Genomic DNA, 17,617 nt, shown 5'->3' with positions numbered 1-17,617 from the left:
CACGATTTGATAGTCGGAATAGAAAGTTCAAAGGGCTGCATATGTTTACTTGAAACACAATAATAAACTTACATATACTTATTGTTTATTATTAACTACTTATATATACTTATAACTAAGATGTAAATGCTTAAGCAGGGAGGGATTGGATGTGTTCCAAGAGGAACGATTAGTAAAAATTCTGGATTACTTAAAACAACATAAAACGATGAGTGTAGGAGAGATGTGCTCGTTCTTTCAAGTGTCGCGGGATACCGCACGCAGGGATATTGTCAGATTAGTTCAAGAAGGAGTGGTTGTTCGAACGCACGGAGGGGTAGCTATGCCTGAACTGCAGAAGGAACTGACTTCTTACCAGGAACGACTTATTGATGAGCCGACGAGCAAGAACGTAATCGGCGAGCATGGTGCTAAACTGATTCGGGACAACGAAACGGTCTTCTTGGACGTATCTACGACCGTACAATTTGTTGCGGAACATATTCAAGCGAAACAGATCACAGCGGTTACGCATTCCATCGATAATGTAGGGATTCTCTCCAAACGAGAAGATATGAGCATCTACGTGCTCGGCGGTTATCTGCATACCCAAAACCGATTATTATACGGTCCTTCCGTCATCGATAAAATCAGTGAGATCCGTGCGGACAAGGTGTTCATCGGTGCGACTTCAATCCAGCCTGACGGACTCTATTATCCATATGAAGATGATGTCCGGGTGAAGAGGGAAATGGCCCGGCGCTCGGATCAGGTCATACTAGTTGCGGATCATACCAAATTCGCGGTGAAATCGAGGTTCAAGTTAGATTTTGATCACGTAGATATTATTGTAACCGATCAATCGATTCCCATTGAAATACAAGAAATATTAGACAACAAAAATATTACGCTTATAGAATGTCAGACTCATAACCAACAGGAAGGAGCCTAAGTAGTAATGAACAACAAAATCATTCGACATGTTAAAGTCCACCTGCCTCATCAAATACTTCCTTCTGCAACGGTCTGGATTTCGAATGGAAAGCTGAAGAGAATAGAACCGACGCAAGAGCTTGATAGAATCGAAAGTGATGCAGAACTGATTGATGGGAACGGAATGTGGCTCATACCAGGAATGATCGATGTTCATATTCATGGGGCCAATGGCTATGACATGATGGATGGAACCGAGGACAGCATTCAAGAAGTATCACACGCTTGTGCGGCAACCGGATGCACCTCGTTTCTGGCGACTTCAGTGAGTTCGACGATAGAGGACCTGCTGAACATGATTCGCAGTGTCAAATCTGTAATCGGACGAGAACAAGGGGCAAGGATTGCCGGCATTCATCTGGAAGGACCCTATTTGAATCCGAAGCGTAAGGGGATGCAAAATGAGAAATATCTTCGCCACCCGAATCTGGATGAAATGAAGTTCATTTTTCAGGAAGCGGGATCGCTCATTAAAATGGTAACGATCGCACCAGAATTGCCTGGAGGCTTGGAGCTCATATCCTTTCTGAAAGAGCAGGGTGTTGTGATTGCCGTGGCTCATTCCGATGCCACATACGAGGAAGCTATGCTGGCTTTTGCAGCCGGTGCGAGTCATGTAACCCATTGTTTTAACGGCATGAGACCGATTCACCATCGAGATCCCGGATTAATTGTAGCCGCTTTCGAAGAACCGCATGTAAGCCTGCAAGCGATTGTTGATCAAGTCCATCTTCATCCAGCCATTGTCAGATTAATGCATCGTCTCAAAGGGCCCGAAGGTATGGTGCTTATTACGGTTGCGCTTCAGGCGATGGGACTAGGCGATGGTAATTATATATTTGGTGGTCATCACGTCACCGTATCCGAGGGGATAGCAAGGCTTGCGGATGGCACGTTAGCATCGAGTACCGTGACTATGAATGAAGCGCTGCGTCTGACCGAAGCTAACGGAATTTCAATGGAGGATGCCGTGCACATGGCTTCAACAACGCCGGCCCGTATTCTAGGTTTATCTCACAAAGGAAAAATCGAGGTAGGATACGATGCGGATCTCGTGCTGATGGATGAAAGGTATCAAGTGCAGTGGACGATGATTGAGGGTAAACTTTATTGTGAGAATGGAAGTAATCACAAGAGGCGGGTGTAAAGTTGACTAAACCTATTCGTTACCTATATCCGATACATGGCCAATGTTATCATTACCCCATATCAGGTGCGCAGCTGATGTGTGTATAACAATTGTTGGTGTAAAGGAGATACGAACATGAGTAAAGACAGTATAATCAAGTCCCTGCTTTCGGATCAGGTAAGCATGACACCCAATGGATTTGTCGCAGATGAAATAAGCCCAAATCAGTTTGCAGATTGTTACGAGTTGTTTTTTGACAAAATCTTGGAAATTAGTGCATCGGACATAGCGGGAGTAGAAGGTTATGGTGAGTTCAACGAGGATTGTAAAACGGAGTATAGTACCTGCAGGCAATTTCTGATCGACACATTTGCAGAAGATAAAGAAGGATATTGGTTTAATTGGAAGGAACTCTATGATACAACGATTTTAGATCGTGACTTTGTCGAAAAATATATGATGGAGATGGAATCCAGAATTGATTATTGTGAAGGAAAACGGTATTTAGTTAATAATAACACGTTTTTTGAAATAATGATCACAGATGGAAAAACGACGGTTGGTTTCCCAGACTGGAGCAGATCCGGCATATGCGATTTCCTTTTAGATTTTGCCATTATGGACTTAAATAAGCCTTACTTAAACATCCCTGAATTGTTATTCGAGTATTGCCAAAAAAGGAACATTGTCATACCGGATTTTAAAGAAAGATTTTTATGTATGGCGTATTATAAGGGAATCGATGTTTTGCGGTGGCATGCGTCGATCGATGACATAGAATCTTGCAATTCAATTATGAAATCTATCGGTCAATTGAAGGATCGAATATACGCCTTATAAAGGGTGATCCTATGAATTATGAAAATGCCAGCGATATCATACCTGAGAAGTTATTGAAAGAAATTCAGAAATACGCTGCCGGGAAACTCCTTTATATTCCTACCGAGGACAAAAGGGCTTGGGGCGAGAAGTCGGGTTATCGAAATCAATTACAGAGGCGTAATATTATGATTCGCAACAAGTATGCCAATGGGGTAACGGTTTCGGAACTTGCGGACGAGTACTTTTTATCTTTGGATTCCATTAAGAAAATCATTTATTCGAAGAAAGATGACCGACAATTCGCTTATGCTCCAATTGTACGATCCGCTGTACAGTATGCGAATATCGGAATGCTCGAAGAATGGATATATTGTTATTTGCTTCACACCCGAAATGTAGCTCCTGGTTTACATGATTTGATGAGCAAAGAGTGTTTGTATTTCGGTGTCGTTAAGTTTCCCTTGCGTCTCATCGAACTTAATGGAATCATGCCTGGGAATGACTGTACCGATGAAGCAAGCGCAGATGTTCTTCCACCGCTTCTTATTCAGTATAAAGAAGGCAAATTTTATTGCATTGAACAGAAGAACGTATTAGCTGCACTAAAACAACGCAAAGTAAATGCTTATCCAACTATAATTGTACTGAAGGAAACAACGGATTATAAAAGGTTTATGAAACACTATGAAAATGTTTTATTTTATATTAATCAAGCATGACTTTACTAAACGAACCTCCTCATGGTAATCCTACGGTGACCCCTGAATTTCTAACGTTACAAACAATGATTGAAATTTGTGGCAACAGTGAGTGGAGGAAGAGAAGGGGCTGGAACACTGGCTAGCGGAGAGCGGTTATTTCCAAATTGCGTTTGGCAGCTCTTCTCGCGATATAAGAATTACAGAGCGATTGTATTGTGATTTTGGGAAGGAAGAAGTATCATTTCATAAATTCAGCTTGATTAGCGATTGGATTAGCGATCCTGTTGCGAAATCGGTATTGGAAGAATGCCTCGATGAGATGAACCAGCATGTCGTAGAAAAGATTTATCTCAATGATGATTTCGTCGGATTTTGGGAAGATGGTCCACTCATTAAAATATTGCAAATGTATGGTCAAACCTGGTTGGGTGACCGGTCACCTGATGAAGTTATTGAAGAGCTTATAAGTCGAGTTTATGAGTGACGCATTAACGTGTAAGACAAGACAATATTCCTCATAAGAGCCTGGGAACCTGTTTGGGATCCCAAGCTCTTTTTAATATCCCAAATGGCGCAGCCACCATAATTAGGCCTTGTATTGCAGATTGTCAGAGAACCAGCTCTGATGCAGCAGTTGTGCAGAACATGGAGATCACCTGAACCAACTCCTTGCGAAGTTCGTTTTAAGTTGTAGTGATTTATCGTGGTGTCACATTATATGTCGAGTTGTTCGTTGTATAGAGTGAAAGGGGGGAGAGGGCTTGAATGACACGGAGATAAGTCAGATCATTGCAGATGTGTTAGATGGGAGCACAGAAAAATTCGAGAAAATCATGAAGGTTTATCAAAAACCGATTTTTCTCTACTGTTATCATATGCTGGGCAATTATGCCGAAGCCGAGGATAACGCACAGGAAGTATTTTTGAAGACATTTCGCAACTTGCAGAAATATACCCAATATGAGATGGATTTTGGCGCGTGGTTATACAAGATTGCCTATCATCAATGTATTGACATCATCCGTAAGCGAAAATTGGTGAAATATTTGCCTTTCTTTTACCGGGATGAAAAAGATAATAATGATGTCGATATGCATATTGAGGCCAACTATTTTGATGAATCCGTACATCAGGCCATGGCGAAATTATCGGCGGAAGAGCGTAATTTGTTAATCTTACGTTGTGTCGAGGATAAAAGCTACCAGGAGATCGGTTTGATTCTCGGCAAGAACAGCGCAAGCCTTCGTAAAAAATACGAACGTACATCTGCAAAATTCCGAAAGTACTATGCTCAAGTAAAGGGAGTGGGAGTGTATGAATATGGACAGGGATCGGGATTTGAAAAAACTGTTTGATGACCCGCGCATTCCCGACACCGACCTGACAGGAAAAGTAATGAGAGTACTACATGCTGAGAAAAAAGAAAAGGAGAGGTTTTTTGTGAAATATAAAGTTGCTTTAACTGCGTTTGTAGGAATGATGTTAATGGCATCCACGGGTTATGCTGCCGTGCAGTATCATTCTTTGAAGAATAAGGATGGCGAAGTCGTATATGAGACTAAATCGACGAAAGAGTTCGGAAAAACAGAATCGAAAGATGAAATAGAGCGTTTTAAGACATTTTTTGAACTTAAGGAGAAGGTGCTAAAGAACGGGGAAGCTGGGCTGTTCTATATGGTTGCCAATAACCCGAATCATCAAACTGATCTGGGAACGAAGGTGGCTATCTTCCAAAATCTTTCTCACTTGCGTGAGAAGATTACGGATAAATCCATTAAGGTCGCAGACAAAGTCAATGGAAAATATACATTCCAAAAGGCGGAAGTGCTCTTTAAAAATGTTCAGGAAGTAAATCCGCCTTCTCCGGAAGAAAAAGCGGCGATGGCTAAAAAACTGAGAAAGCAGGCGGAAGAGTCCAATAAGGGATATGCCATGATACCTGTTGAAATGACAGATCAGATTTCCCTTCTCTTTGCTACATATCAAAATGGCGAGGATAAAATCGAGGTAATGATCAATAATTTGACCGGGAAGAGCAACCCAACATCGTATATTGACGAGAAAGTAGAATTTAAACAGGAAAAGGTTCATGTGAAGGGGGTAGAAATGCTGCTAACAGAATTTGGTCCTTCGCGTGCGAGCGAGTTGAAATGGGTATACGAAAGCCCGGACAAAAAACAAAGATACAGCTATACTGTGCAGGTAAATACGGATAAAGTAAGCAAAGAAACCTTGATGGAAATTGCCGAAAGCTATTTGGAAATATAAATACCAAAACAACGGGAATCTTCTCCAAGCCAATTGGGGGTGATTCCCGTTTTGGCATGATAAACAGGCTTTTTATGTAGGCAATCATGTGATGACTAGAAATATAAAGATTATTTATAGTTCGCTTGGAACTTTATCCCTTCATTGAGCGTTATATTGGTCGTGAAGCAAGAAGCCATAACAAATGGGAGGGCTATTCATGCTTAAAATCAAGAAGAAACAATCAAGTATAAGCCTCAAAGCTCGATTACGACGGCGTCTCATTGCAAGCATCGCTGCAGGCATACTTACTGTCCAGAGCGTGCTTTTAGTACCACCTTCGCAAGTGAATGCAGAAACTGCCGATGTTTCGGTACGCAACTGGCATTATTCATCAACAATCGAGGTACCCGAACTGAAGCCTTCCTGGACGGTAAAGGTGGACAATTATCTGAATATGGGCGAGAACGATGTTTCAGGTCACCACGCAATTGCTGAAGAGGGCAAGGTATTTGCATTCGCGGGAAACAAACTCATCGCAATGGATGCGAGGACAGGCAAGCGGCTGTGGAGCTACGGTAAAGACCTGAAACCTTATATTGTTTATGATAAAGGCGTTATTTACGGCCTATCGGCAGGTCAGAAGCCATACGCGCTGAATGCGAAGACAGGAAAATTGAAATGGCAGTCGAACACATCCATCTTTATGGATGCGCACCTACGAACGGAAGCTCTGGTGCCGACTTATGATACGCTCTATGCAATCAAAGGGAGCGCAACTTTCGCATTTGATAAGGCAACAGGAAAGCTTCGTTGGAAAATGAATGAGCCGTCGGGAGAAGGAAACGGCACCGATTACCTTCAGGAGGCGGATGGAGTCATCCTTCGGACGTTCTATGTACAAGGAGCGCTCACGTCCATTCAACTGACTGCCTATGACAAGAAGACGGGCAAGAAGTTATGGGACCATTTTGGTCAGGGAGCAGCGCTTCAAATCAAAGACGGTCTCGTGTATTCGGTTGACTATTATTCTCCATTGCTGACTGATTATCAGTCGCTTCCGGACCGCAAATGGGTCGTAAATGTATATAACCTTAAGACAGGCGTAAAGAAGAGCAGCCGAGAGTATAGCTGGAAAATGTCGGGGGAGCCGCCATATGAGTACAGCAGAGACGGCTTATTTATAAACCAAGGGAAGTTATACATGGATCAGGGCAATAAGGTGGCCGAATACAAATTTGACACCTATAAGAAAGGTGAAGTTCCTCTGCGTACTTTTCCTCGCCCATATGGGGGGGACTGGGAGTTGATCGGACTGGTTCAGGAACGGTTGATTTTCAATAACAGAATGACGGGGGAACTGGCCGGCATTAAACTTGCAAATGGTCAACGGATCGGATGGAACGGCGATGCACCTGCTGCACAGATTGATGTGCATGGGAAAGGGTTATACCGGGCACAGCGTAACGGCACACTGCTCGGCATCAACTTGATGACGTCCCGGCCAGTCTTTAAAGTAACAACTGGAGCAGATTTACACGAGTCGACCCTAAAGACGAACGGTATGATCATCATCCAAGCAGAGGGGAAGCTCCTCGGTGTAAAGGTACCGGCATCGTTGAAATAAGGGAATAGCTTATACTTGAATCCTATTTCGTTTAAGAATAACAAAATCCCACCGACGAGTCTGGATGGGATTTTGTTATTTCAGGTTTGATTATATTAGGGTGAATATCTTCTATCTTATGGATGCTCGGTGAGACTGGATAAAGGGACGGTCATTTCCTGCTCCGAGTTTCCGATCGGATAGACCCGGGCGGTTTCATCCTCATTGACATGCTGGATAAAGATAGGGGTATCCTGATAAGTTACATTTTTCATAATGGCCGATTCCGAAATTTCAATCGCTCTTTGTTTGTTCATGACATACCTCCTTATTTCGAAAGGTCTTTCAATGGATCAACCCGACGTTGAGAGGCTTTTTTTATGTCTTGATCCAGTTTCGATTGTCCTTGAATGTCTTCGGCAGCCTCCATTTGATTATTTAGCTGTTGTTCTACTTGTCCAATCCCATGCGCTTCTTGATGCTGTTTGCTCTTCGCCAAAACGATCCCTCCATGTTGTCATAAGTCCTTTGTAATCTCTGCATTACTACAATGCACCAAACGAATCGAACTTATACGGCTGTTTGCGTGCGTTCGCGAAGGGTATCTTTCGAAATCATAAGAACAATGGTATCATAATGGTTGGATAATAATTCCAAAACAGGAGTGCACGAACTCCTTAACGAATACTTCTTCGAATGAAAACATTGTCGTAATCGAGTTTACAATAATCAATACAAAGTCGCTCGCATGAGCGGCTTTTATAATTATTTCTCTATAGACTCTTAAAAAGATGGGGGCATCATTCATGGCAAGCTCGAAGATATTGCTTCAAACCGCGGAATCTTTTGAATTTAATATAGGGACGTTAATCTTCCTGAGTAACTCGACCAATGAAGTATATCGTTTTACTAAGGATGATAAATCCTATATCTTACGGTTATCTCAGAAATCACACGAGTATGTACCGAAGATCAGGGCGGAGATGGATTGGCTTTATTACTTAGTGAAGAACGGAGTACGTGCTTCATTACCCATTCAAACATGTAATCATGAATTAATGGCCGTGTTCTGTGATGAAGATAAGTGGTATATAGCAACAGCTTTTCACGAGGCAACAGGTCGCTTTTTTGATAAACACAATGAGCAGCTATGGGGCCCGAAGATATTCAGGAATTGGGGAGAAACCATGGGAAGGATGCATAGGCTGTCGACATCATATGAACCATCGGACATCCTTGTGAAGAGAGATAGTTGGAGCAGAAGAAATATGGATAATCCTCATCTGCAGCGAGGCAGTTTCTATGTACTTCTTGAAAAATTGATTTCCATGGAAAATACGATAGATTCACTGCCGAGAGGCAGCGATTCGTTTGGACTGATACATAATGACTTCCATCCGTATAATTTTTTTATCAACAACAGTGAAATAACGGTCTTTGATTTTGACGATAGTATCTATGGCTGGTTTTCGTTAGACATTGCAATAGCAGCCACTCATGCCGTTTGGTGGGGAGTGCATGCAGAAGATCGTGTCACCAAAAGCAGGTTTGCCCAACAGTTCTTGCATGAATTCCTCATGGGTTACGAGAAGGAACACCAGCTCTCCGAATTCTGGAAACAAACAATTCCCTTGTTTATGGAGTATAGAAATATTTGTTCTTACTTCTGGTGGTTAAGTGAATGGAATGGTGATGAGAGCAGCTTTACAGAGGACCAACGGAATGCAATAGACCACGCTGTTAAGCTGATTGAAAGAGGTTTGCCTTTTGATGGCTGCGATATTCAATGTAGCAACATCGATAGCTTAGATTAATGGAGGTAGGACATTGAGATTTAAAGCGTGTATTTTAATCGCCTTAATGATTCTAACGGGGTGCTTTACTGGAACCAAAGAGCAGATCTCACCTGAGAACAATTCGGCAACAGCCAAAATCCAATTGACACCCGTGGATTTGTTCCAAGGGGAAGCCGCAAAGTTTAAGCTATTCCTCGGTCCGATGACGGGTGCATTTAAATTAAAGTATGAGGGAAATAAACCTAATGTCAGCTTGGATATAGATATTTGGAAGAACGGGCAGAAGGTAGATTCGGCAGGGTCGATCGGAGATTTGTTTTACAGTTCGGACGAGGAAAAGGACAGCAACGAAGTAGAACTAATCATATCCGTGGACACGGAATCCATAGAAGGTCTCGAGGAGTTCAAAAAGATTAAAGTCAACACCAATTCTCATTCGGGATCAAGCCTGTCTATCTTTACCATTCCTTGGGACAAAACGTTGACGGCAGAAGGATTGATTCAGGATACGCGCCCACGTTCGTTTACGATAGATCAGCCGGTACATGTATTTGGCATGCATGCTACAAGTTCCAATGAAATACATACAGCGGATCTTACAACGGATTCGTTAACAAAAACGGAGTGGGCACTTGTATTCACGTTACGTCTTGATGAAGATATGGAATAAACGGTTTGAGTTAGAATGATCGATCCAAGATCACGTTTAAAGCAGAATCAAGTCTGGCGTTGAGAACTGTAAATAGGATCAATATAATGGGGTGGAATTATAAAAGACGTGAAGGGGAGATTTTAGTGAAGCAAAACAAGTATGACGATCAGGGATTTTTTGAAAATTACAATCAACTCTCCCGTTCCATCAAAGGATTAGAAGGTGCAGGAGAATGGGATGCCTTTCGATCGATGTTTCCGGATCTTAGTGATAAAAAGGTGCTTGATCTCGGCTGCGGATTCGGGTGGCACTGCAGGTACGTAAGAGAACAGCATGCGCGGTCTGTGGTCGGAGTGGATATCTCAAGGAACATGCTGGAGAAGGCAAGATTGATGACCGATGACACGAATATAGAATATGTGCAGTCCGCAATAGAGGATTTTGACTACCCTGCAAATGAGTTTGATGTCGTGATTAGTTCGCTTGCACTTCATTACATTCGTGATTTCGAGGATATCTGTAAAAAGGTATATCAGAGTCTAACGGTTGGAGGTTCGTTTGTCTTTTCAGTTGAACATCCCGTGTTTACTGCTATGACCGAACAAGATTGGTATTATAGCCCGGACGGGAAGAAGCTGCATTGGCCTTTGGATCACTATCATGAGGAAGGAGCACGCCAATCTAGATTTCTTGATCATGATGTCACCAAGTACCATCGGAATATAGCCACACAGATAAATGCGTTAGTGAAAACAGGATTCCAGTTTAGGGAAATGTCTGAACTTAAACCAGAACGCGAGCAGATTCAGGATCCGGAATGGCATGACGCATACCGACGCCCCATTTTCTTATTGATCGCCGCTGATAAGCAGGTCTGACCAGCTTGAGCAAAATAAAACAGAGGGACACCTAAACAGGTGTCTTTTTTAGTTCACGAGGAGAATCGGTTAAGGTGATGGTCACTCATTATTAAACTGCCGGATAATATTCATTTAGAATTCGGGAACTTTCATCGACCTTATGGAGTCTGTTTTGGTAAGGGGGCGAACAACTTGAGGGAGATGCAGATGCAGCATTCTGCGGAACTGAATATATCGGACATACGGACAATCTCGCTTATTGAGCAAATAGATATAGACGAAACGGGAGCACCTATGAACGAAATCGAAGCTGGAGACGAACAGGGGAATACCGTAATATTAAAGGAGGATACGGAGATTGGCCTGAAGATAACCGGAACTCTGATCCAAAAAGAAGGATTGATCCGCTCCATCCACGTTCAGTATGGCGACATGGAACACACCTTTCATGATTGGAAGAATGTGAGCAACGAAACCTACTATCCGGATGTTGCTTTGCTGCCTGCAAAGATTAACAAGGAGGAAGTCCTTGCAATCATTTTTACAACCGGCTACGGTACCAGCATTAGAGAATCGGAGTTGAAACTTCTTACAGAAAATTTTAGACAAGTGATGTCAGCCGATCCGGTGCTTGCGGTAAAATCCAGACTTAGTTATAGTGCGACAGCAGAAGCGGGAAAACGGATCTTTCAATTCACGCTGGACGGGGTAACTCGCACATTTGAATATATTGAGGAAGACGCGGGATTTTGGCTGGATCAGCCCGCGCTTGGCAACATGGTTAGGTATTACGTCGAGGGAGGCATCTTATATGCATCGGTGCCGATACAGGTGTCGCCTGGCGAATTCCCGGTCGCTGTCCGGCTGCGGTACGAATACGACGGTACAGCGTTTCTTGTGTCGGAAGCCATGTATGGAGAGATGTAAGCCAAAGAGGAAATTTATTTGCTGACTACAATAAGCAGGGGACCGTCCACTGCCATCTACGATGACTTATGGACGGCCCTGGAATTGAAGCAATTTCACCAACTTGAATGCATTTTAGCCGGAGGTTATATTCCTGTTAGTTTCGGAAGAACTCGACCTGATCGATATCCGCCCATTGGGAAGAGGACGAATTGGATACGTAAAATCCGATCGTTGCCTTGCCGCTCGTCACTTGAATATTGGATATCGTGACAGGCGTCCACACCGTCGTCACCGGACACCCGGTTTGAAGCATGCTGCCTCCGTAGTCCTTCACTTCCATGACACAGCTGTTCTGGCCTCCGCTGCTGCGCATGCGTGCTCGCATCGTATACGTGCCGTTATCGAGACCGCTAATCGTCTGTCCGACATATGCGGTCGAAGGTCCGCTTGTGCCCGCGAGTCCGACAAAGTATGAGCCTTCGGCAGCGGGAAGCCCAACGCCGTCATTGGCTCCATGAATAAGAATCCGATTCGGGTAATCATCGCCGTACGTAGTCCAGCCCTCCACATTGGCTGTTTCAAAGCCGGGATTGTTAACCAGATTTGTTTGCGGCGGTGTCACGGTATGCCCGAAGCGCAGATAGATGCCGTTTGACGGATAAGTTGCGCTGGTGACGGCTGCAACACGAGTGGAATCAACGGCCATTAGCGCATTCCAGTTGGAGGATTTCGTATCGGATACCGGAAACACGTTGGTTTTGTACTGCCATGACGCGCCGTTATCGGAGCTGATCATCGTAAACATCGATGAGTAAGGATCCCCCGTGTTGGCGCTGCTTTCATCTGTTTGGAATGCAGCCATAAGACGACCGTCGGCGAGCTTTACGACGAACGGAGCGCCCGCTTTTTTGCCATTGCCGCTGGGCACGTACATCGTTTGACGGGGAACCGACCAATTGAAGCCGTCCGGCGAAATTTTATATTTGATGACAAAAGGGTGGCCGGCAACGTCCGAGGCTTCGAAAACGGTTATATACCGCCCGTCGTTCATTCGCGTGATGACCGGCATGCCGTCACGGGAGCCGGCGGCAACTCCGTCGCTGACCGTGATCCGGCTGCCCCAGCCGCTTCCGTTCCAGGTTTTCATATACAAATTTTGTCGCCCGCTCGTTCCGACCGCAGCCGGACTGTCATCCGCATAAAGCACCGCAATCGTGCCGTTGATCATGTCCAGATGAGGCTCCCACAAACCTTTAAAGCTGGAGGCGGTTGAACTCCCGATCAAACCGCCCGGTAAATCGCGCCAGGTGTGACCACCGTCGACGCTCTGCCGGACGTTAAGCTGGATCTCATAGGTCGAGCCATTCTGAACGACCTGCCGATAGGCTAACCAAATTTCCCCGCTCGGCAGCCTTAACATTTGACCGTTCCCCACATTGCCAGCGCTGCTTGAGACAGCTGTAACCGGAGTGCTCCAAGTATAGCCGCCGTCCTGCGTTCTGGAGACAACTATGCGGGTGTTGCCTCCGCCAGCGTTGGTGTCGAAGGATACGAGCCACTCGCTGGGCGTAAGCTGGAGCAGCCTTGGATACCATACGCCTCCCGATGGCGGCGTATAGATGGCAATTTGCTGCGAAGCCCACGCCATGCCTGATGAAGCGGCATGAACCGGCGACAATGGAATTGCCGTTAGAGCAAGTGCAAACATAACGACGAACGAAAGTGGTTTCTTCCAGAAGCCTTTGTTCCGTTTCATATGAAACTAACCTCCCAACCTGAATTAGAAAGCACTTTCTAAAATGGATTGTATCGTAATTAATATCATTTAATATATACTAAATATATATTATTTTTCAGTTGGGACTGACGTAAAAAGAGAGGTCAGACATGGAGCAACCGTTATATAAACGTATTCAGAACGATATACGCCGGCGCATTCAGAGCGGCGAGCTGCAAGCAGGCGCCTTGATACCTTCGGAGAAGGACTTGGCCCAGCGGTACGGTGTAAGCCAGATTACATCCAAAAACGCGCTCAACGGTTTGGTGGAGGAAGGCTTGTTAGTGCGATATCGGGGAAAGGGCACCTTCGTTCGGGAGCTGGTCATTCCAGAAGAGCCGCATCTTCAGTCGGGTGCGAAAAAGACGATCGCGATTATTTTGCCGACGATGAAAACCAAGATCGACCAGCAGCTGCTGGACGGTCTGGAGCGCTATTGTGCGGATAGGGGATACGACCTGTTGATCCGCATTACACGCGAGTCACAAGAGGAAGAATACCGAGCGATCAAGCAGTTCCAGGAACGAGGAGTCGACGGGTTCATTATTTTCCCTGTCGAGCAGGAAAGCTACAATAACGCTATTCTACGTTTGTCACTCGACCGGGTTCCCTTGGTGCTTGTTGACCGTTTCTTGAAAGAGATCAAGGCGTACAGCGTCAGCTCGGACAATTATGCAGGCGTTCGGGAAGCTATATCCAGTTTGCTTGCTGCTGGGCACATGCGCATTGCCTTCCTGTCACCGGAAATTACAAATTCGGTTACGGACGAAAGAGCCAAAGGCTTCGAGGCCGCTTTCATGGAACAAGGCTTGCCTATAGACAAGACACTGTGGTGCATGCTGGATTTGGAGACCATAGCAGAGGGGAACGGACAACGGGAGATCGTTCGTTTTCTGAGCGATCAGAGCGATATCACGGCCGTCTTTGCCGTTAACGCGGAATTGGCCCGCTATGCTCATTATGCCATTCGGGAGATTTGGAAGGGGGCGGGGAACGAACCTCAGCTGGCCGCGTTTGACGATCCGGATCTCGATGGCATTCCTTTCATCCGTCAGCAATTGGATGATGTAAGTCGGCGTGTCGTCGATTTGCTGTCGGAACAATTGTCCGGTACGCACGAGCCGAGGCGTGAAGTCGTACCAGTCCAGTGGATATGGCCGAATGATCTCGACTTCACCTAGACTATTTAAGAATCAATGAAATAGCCCGCCAAGAAATGGTCTGAACTTAGTTCAGACCGTTTTTTATTTGAAGATATCAGAAAGTATAAACTTCTAAGCATGGGCTTTCCTGATATTCACAAGAAAAACATCCTATAAACGCGGTCTGTTTTCTGAGAATGTACGTCGATAGAAGTTTTTCTTATCATATAGAAGACTTGCATCTCGAAGCGTTTGCTGTTGATATGCATCTGAATAACTTGCTTATAAGAGCGGTCAGTCTCTTTCGGAATCCTCTCGATTGATGTTTTGGTCATTTACAAATGCCAGGTTATATTATAATAATATACTAAATATACTATTTAAATTATAAAGGTTGTGATGGGCATTGAAATCTCTGCCGCTATACAAAAAAATTCAGGAAGATATCAAGCGGCTGATCGCCATCGGCAAGCTGCGGGAAGGCGACCGGGTCCCTTCGGAGAAGGAATTGTCCGAACGTTACCGCGTCAGTCAAATTACAAGCAAAAACGCGCTGGTCGGACTGATGGAGGAAGGCTTGCTCGTCCGGATCCAAGGGAAGGGCACTTTCGTTATGAGCAGGCCGGAGAACGCCTCCGCGCTTGATCATTTGGGAGAATGGACAGCAGGTCCGGGCAAGAGCGGACGCATCGGGCTCGTGCTGCCGACGATGAAAACAAAAGTCGACCAGCGCTTTCTGGACAACATCGAGAAGTACGCGTCCGCCGCAGGCTATGAAGTGATGCTGAGAATTACGCGTGAATCCCAGCTTGAGGAGTCCAAGGCCATCTCATCCTTTCTCAAGCAGGGGGTGGACGGCATGATCATTTTTCCGGTAGAAAATGAGACGTACAACGATTCGATCCTGAGGCTCTCGCTGGACCGTTTCCCCTTCGTTCTGATCGACCGGTTCTTGAAGGAGATCAAGACGTACAGCGTAAGCTCGGATAACATAAACGGCACAAGGGAAGCCGTGGAGTATTTACTTAACAAAGGACATACGTCCATCGCGTTCATCTCTCCCGAAATTACGAATACGGTGACGGACGAGAGGGCTCAAGGGTTTGAGCAGGCTTTTCTAGAGCAGGGGTTATCGATCGACAAAAGCTTATGGTGTCTCCTCCCGCTGGAGGAGATCGCGTCGGGTCAATCCGTCGAACACATCAAGGCGTTTTTAGAGGGTAGCCCCCATATTACCGGCATCATTACTGCCAATACGGAGCTGTGCAGAAATGCTTATAAAGCGGCAGCTGCGTCCCGTAGACGGGTGCCGGACGAATTGGAGCTGATCACGTTCGATCCGCCGGATCTGCCGAATGTCCCGTATATCCACCAAAACGAGGAGGATATGTGCCGGTTGACCGTAGAGCTGCTCAACGAGCAGATTGATGGAGCTTTTGAGGCGAGAAGAATCGTGGTTCCGGTCATGCTGGTAAAAGAATAAAGCGAAAGATCGACAAGCGGAGAAATGCGCCTATTTTATACTAAATATAGTATATAAAATTATATTATTATAAGTTATTATGATTTCGTAAAGCGCTTACACCACATCTTTTATAGAAGAGGGGAATCGCATGAAATCGAAGAGCAAATTCGCAGGCATGATCATGCTGCTGCTGGTGTTCGCATTAACCGCTTGCAGCGGCGGCAACGGACCCAATGACGGGGCTGCTCCAAGCAGCAAGGACACTTCGACACCAGGTAACGAAGCTTCGGCCGGGCAGGACTCAAAAGAACCCGTAACGATTGAGTTTATGGGCCACGGCAATCCGAACGAAAAGAAGATTTTCGAAAAGCTCATCGCTTCCTTCGAGGAGAAGTACCCGCACGTCACCGTTAAATACACTTCGGTGCCGCCGGGTGAATACTCGCAAAAGATGACGACGCTGATCAGCTCCGGCAAGGTTCCGGACGTATTCTACGTCGGAGGCCCCGAGTTTTACCGCTTCGCGGAAGCCGGAACGCTTCTCAACATTCAGTCCTATCTGGATAAAACCTCATTGTTTAATCCCGATAACGTATGGAAGCAGGCGATGGACCGCTACCGTTTTGACGGCAGCAAGGTCGGTGCCGGAGACTTGTACGGACTGCCGAAGGACGTAGGACCATGGTCATTTGTCTATAACAAGGATTTGTTTGACGAAGCGGGGGTGCCTTACCCTTCCGCAAAGGCAGGCGAATGGACCTGGGACGACATGCTGAAAGCAGCACAAAAGCTGACGGTCGATGATAACGGCGACGGAAAGCCCGATCAATATGGTGTAGGCGCTTACAGTCTGGAATCGGCGGTGTGGGGCAACGGTGGTGAATATATCGATTACGCCACCGGCACGGTAAAGGTGAACGAGCCCGAATTTTATGAGGCGATGCAATTTGTTGCTGACCTGAACCTGAAGCATAAGGTCAGCCCGAATCAGGAAGCCGAGCAAGCGATGAATGCATATACCCGCTTTATTAACGGCCAGCTGGCGATGTTTGCGATGGGCCCATGGGATCAGCCTGCATTCTGGGAGCTGCCTTTCGGCTGGGACATTGCGGCGTGGCCGGCAAGCCCGAATACGGGACAAACGGCGACCTGGCTCGGCTCGATGGGATTTGCCGTTTCGGCGAAATCCAAACACCCGCAGGAAGCGTTCGACTTGGCGGCCTTCCTGTCCCTGGATGAGCAAGGACAGCGCGAAAACTACCAGCTCGGCCAAGCGGTTCCTAATCTGATCGACATGGCGGAAGGCGAATTTAAGGAAATGGACAAAGGACCGCAGACACGTCAAGTATTCCTCGATATTATCCAAGATTACGGACGTCCGGACGTGGTAGCTTTCTCAAAGGATACCCAGTGGATGGATACGTTCAACCAGAACGCGAGCAAAGTATGGAACGGTGAGATGTCGGCGAAAGACTTTACGGCCCAGATCCAGCCGAAGATGCAGGAGCTGTACGACAAAGGCAATAAATAATGCCGCAA

General features: G+C 45.7%; 18 protein-coding genes. 15 read left to right on the top strand and 3 right to left on the bottom strand.

Going from position 1 to position 17,617, the window contains the following annotated elements:
- Positions 1 to 151 precede the first annotated feature (151 nt).
- From ACQKPA_RS22575 to ACQKPA_RS22540, 8 genes are all read left to right on the top strand, one after another.
- A complete protein-coding gene (locus ACQKPA_RS22575; protein WP_427494748.1) occupies positions 152 to 931 on the top strand; it encodes a DeoR/GlpR family DNA-binding transcription regulator in 780 nt (259 codons plus the stop codon).
- 6 nt (positions 932 to 937) lie between these two features.
- Positions 938 to 2,119, top strand: a complete 1,182-nt coding sequence (nagA, locus tag ACQKPA_RS22570) for an N-acetylglucosamine-6-phosphate deacetylase (RefSeq protein WP_427494747.1) — start codon at positions 938 to 940, stop codon at positions 2,117 to 2,119.
- A 117-nt stretch (positions 2,120 to 2,236) separates the two neighbouring features.
- Complete coding sequence (locus ACQKPA_RS22565; protein WP_427494746.1) at positions 2,237 to 2,941, top strand: hypothetical protein; 705 nt, start codon at positions 2,237 to 2,239, stop codon at positions 2,939 to 2,941.
- 11 nt (positions 2,942 to 2,952) lie between these two features.
- On the top strand, positions 2,953 to 3,642 hold the full coding sequence (locus ACQKPA_RS22560) for a CD3324 family protein (RefSeq protein ID WP_427494745.1): 690 nt from the start codon (positions 2,953 to 2,955) through the stop codon (positions 3,640 to 3,642).
- Positions 3,643 to 3,733: 91 nt separating this feature from the next.
- Complete coding sequence (locus tag ACQKPA_RS22555; protein ID WP_427494744.1) at positions 3,734 to 4,108, top strand: hypothetical protein; 375 nt, start codon at positions 3,734 to 3,736, stop codon at positions 4,106 to 4,108.
- A gap of 277 nt (positions 4,109 to 4,385) precedes the next feature.
- Positions 4,386 to 4,979: an RNA polymerase sigma factor gene (locus ACQKPA_RS22550; RefSeq protein WP_427494743.1), complete on the top strand. Its 594-nt coding sequence runs from the start codon at positions 4,386 to 4,388 to the stop codon at positions 4,977 to 4,979.
- Positions 4,939 to 5,892 (top strand): hypothetical protein, encoded by a 954-nt coding sequence (locus ACQKPA_RS22545; protein WP_427494742.1) that lies wholly within the window; start codon positions 4,939 to 4,941, stop codon positions 5,890 to 5,892. The genes ACQKPA_RS22550 and ACQKPA_RS22545 overlap by 41 nt, the downstream gene beginning before the upstream one ends.
- A 199-nt stretch (positions 5,893 to 6,091) precedes the next feature.
- Entirely contained in the window at positions 6,092 to 7,498 is a 1,407-nt protein-coding gene (locus ACQKPA_RS22540; protein ID WP_427494741.1) for a PQQ-binding-like beta-propeller repeat protein, read from the top strand.
- 116 nt (positions 7,499 to 7,614) lie between these two features.
- On the opposite strand, the gene ACQKPA_RS22535 is transcribed toward ACQKPA_RS22540, so the two are convergent.
- Positions 7,615 to 7,794, bottom strand: a complete 180-nt coding sequence (locus ACQKPA_RS22535) for an H-type small acid-soluble spore protein (protein WP_076321652.1) — start codon at positions 7,792 to 7,794, stop codon at positions 7,615 to 7,617.
- Between the two features lie 11 nt (positions 7,795 to 7,805).
- On the bottom strand, positions 7,806 to 7,976 hold the full coding sequence (locus ACQKPA_RS22530) for a hypothetical protein (protein WP_427494740.1): 171 nt from the start codon (positions 7,974 to 7,976) through the stop codon (positions 7,806 to 7,808).
- A 307-nt stretch (positions 7,977 to 8,283) separates the two neighbouring features.
- Here ACQKPA_RS22530 and ACQKPA_RS22525 point away from each other — a divergent pair, with 307 nt between their 5' ends.
- From ACQKPA_RS22525 to ACQKPA_RS22510, 4 genes are all read left to right on the top strand, one after another.
- Positions 8,284 to 9,291, top strand: coding sequence for a phosphotransferase enzyme family protein (locus ACQKPA_RS22525; protein WP_427494739.1), 1,008 nt, complete (start codon positions 8,284 to 8,286; stop codon positions 9,289 to 9,291).
- Positions 9,292 to 9,304: 13 nt separating this feature from the next.
- Positions 9,305 to 9,943 (top strand): hypothetical protein, encoded by a 639-nt coding sequence (locus tag ACQKPA_RS22520; protein ID WP_427494738.1) that lies wholly within the window; start codon positions 9,305 to 9,307, stop codon positions 9,941 to 9,943.
- A gap of 125 nt (positions 9,944 to 10,068) precedes the next feature.
- On the top strand, positions 10,069 to 10,803 hold the full coding sequence (locus tag ACQKPA_RS22515) for a class I SAM-dependent methyltransferase (RefSeq protein WP_427494737.1): 735 nt from the start codon (positions 10,069 to 10,071) through the stop codon (positions 10,801 to 10,803).
- Between the two features lie 174 nt (positions 10,804 to 10,977).
- Complete coding sequence (locus ACQKPA_RS22510; RefSeq protein ID WP_427494736.1) at positions 10,978 to 11,712, top strand: hypothetical protein; 735 nt, start codon at positions 10,978 to 10,980, stop codon at positions 11,710 to 11,712.
- 136 nt (positions 11,713 to 11,848) lie between these two features.
- Here the strand turns inward: ACQKPA_RS22510 and ACQKPA_RS22505 are convergent, their stop codons facing one another.
- Positions 11,849 to 13,450: a sialidase family protein gene (locus tag ACQKPA_RS22505; protein WP_427494735.1), complete on the bottom strand. Its 1,602-nt coding sequence runs from the start codon at positions 13,448 to 13,450 to the stop codon at positions 11,849 to 11,851.
- A gap of 131 nt (positions 13,451 to 13,581) precedes the next feature.
- On the opposite strand from ACQKPA_RS22505, the gene ACQKPA_RS22500 reads away from it, so the two are divergent.
- From ACQKPA_RS22500 to ACQKPA_RS22490, 3 genes are all read left to right on the top strand, one after another.
- Positions 13,582 to 14,652: a GntR family transcriptional regulator gene (locus ACQKPA_RS22500; RefSeq protein WP_427494734.1), complete on the top strand. Its 1,071-nt coding sequence runs from the start codon at positions 13,582 to 13,584 to the stop codon at positions 14,650 to 14,652.
- 367 nt (positions 14,653 to 15,019) lie between these two features.
- Complete coding sequence (locus ACQKPA_RS22495) at positions 15,020 to 16,096, top strand: GntR family transcriptional regulator (RefSeq protein WP_427494733.1); 1,077 nt, start codon at positions 15,020 to 15,022, stop codon at positions 16,094 to 16,096.
- A gap of 130 nt (positions 16,097 to 16,226) precedes the next feature.
- Positions 16,227 to 17,609 (top strand): ABC transporter substrate-binding protein, encoded by a 1,383-nt coding sequence (locus ACQKPA_RS22490; protein WP_427494732.1) that lies wholly within the window; start codon positions 16,227 to 16,229, stop codon positions 17,607 to 17,609.
- Positions 17,610 to 17,617: the final 8 nt, after the last annotated feature.

This window comes from Paenibacillus sp. NPDC093718, from assembly GCF_050279985.1.
Taxonomy (GTDB): Bacteria; Bacillota; Bacilli; order Paenibacillales; family Paenibacillaceae; genus Paenibacillus_AQ.
Note: the sequence above shows the minus strand (reverse complement) of the source record. Positions and strands in the feature narration are given on the sequence as shown.

Excerpts from the sequence above, each read along its gene's own strand:
- ACQKPA_RS22560 (WP_427494745.1), top strand. The coding sequence starts at position 2,953 with ATGAATTATGAAAATGCCAGCGATATCATACCTGAGAAGTTATTGAAA.
- ACQKPA_RS22505 (WP_427494735.1), bottom strand. The coding sequence starts at position 13,450 with ATGAAACGGAACAAAGGCTTCTGGAAGAAACCACTTTCGTTCGTCGTT.
- ACQKPA_RS22535 (WP_076321652.1), bottom strand. The coding sequence starts at position 7,794 with ATGAACAAACAAAGAGCGATTGAAATTTCGGAATCGGCCATTATGAAA.
- nagA (WP_427494747.1), top strand. The coding sequence starts at position 938 with ATGAACAACAAAATCATTCGACATGTTAAAGTCCACCTGCCTCATCAA.
- ACQKPA_RS22540 (WP_427494741.1), top strand. The coding sequence starts at position 6,092 with ATGCTTAAAATCAAGAAGAAACAATCAAGTATAAGCCTCAAAGCTCGA.
- ACQKPA_RS22500 (WP_427494734.1), top strand. The coding sequence starts at position 13,582 with ATGGAGCAACCGTTATATAAACGTATTCAGAACGATATACGCCGGCGC.
- ACQKPA_RS22525 (WP_427494739.1), top strand. The coding sequence starts at position 8,284 with ATGGCAAGCTCGAAGATATTGCTTCAAACCGCGGAATCTTTTGAATTT.
- ACQKPA_RS22490 (WP_427494732.1), top strand. The coding sequence starts at position 16,227 with ATGAAATCGAAGAGCAAATTCGCAGGCATGATCATGCTGCTGCTGGTG.
- ACQKPA_RS22565 (WP_427494746.1), top strand. The coding sequence starts at position 2,237 with ATGAGTAAAGACAGTATAATCAAGTCCCTGCTTTCGGATCAGGTAAGC.
- ACQKPA_RS22545 (WP_427494742.1), top strand. The coding sequence starts at position 4,939 with ATGAATATGGACAGGGATCGGGATTTGAAAAAACTGTTTGATGACCCG.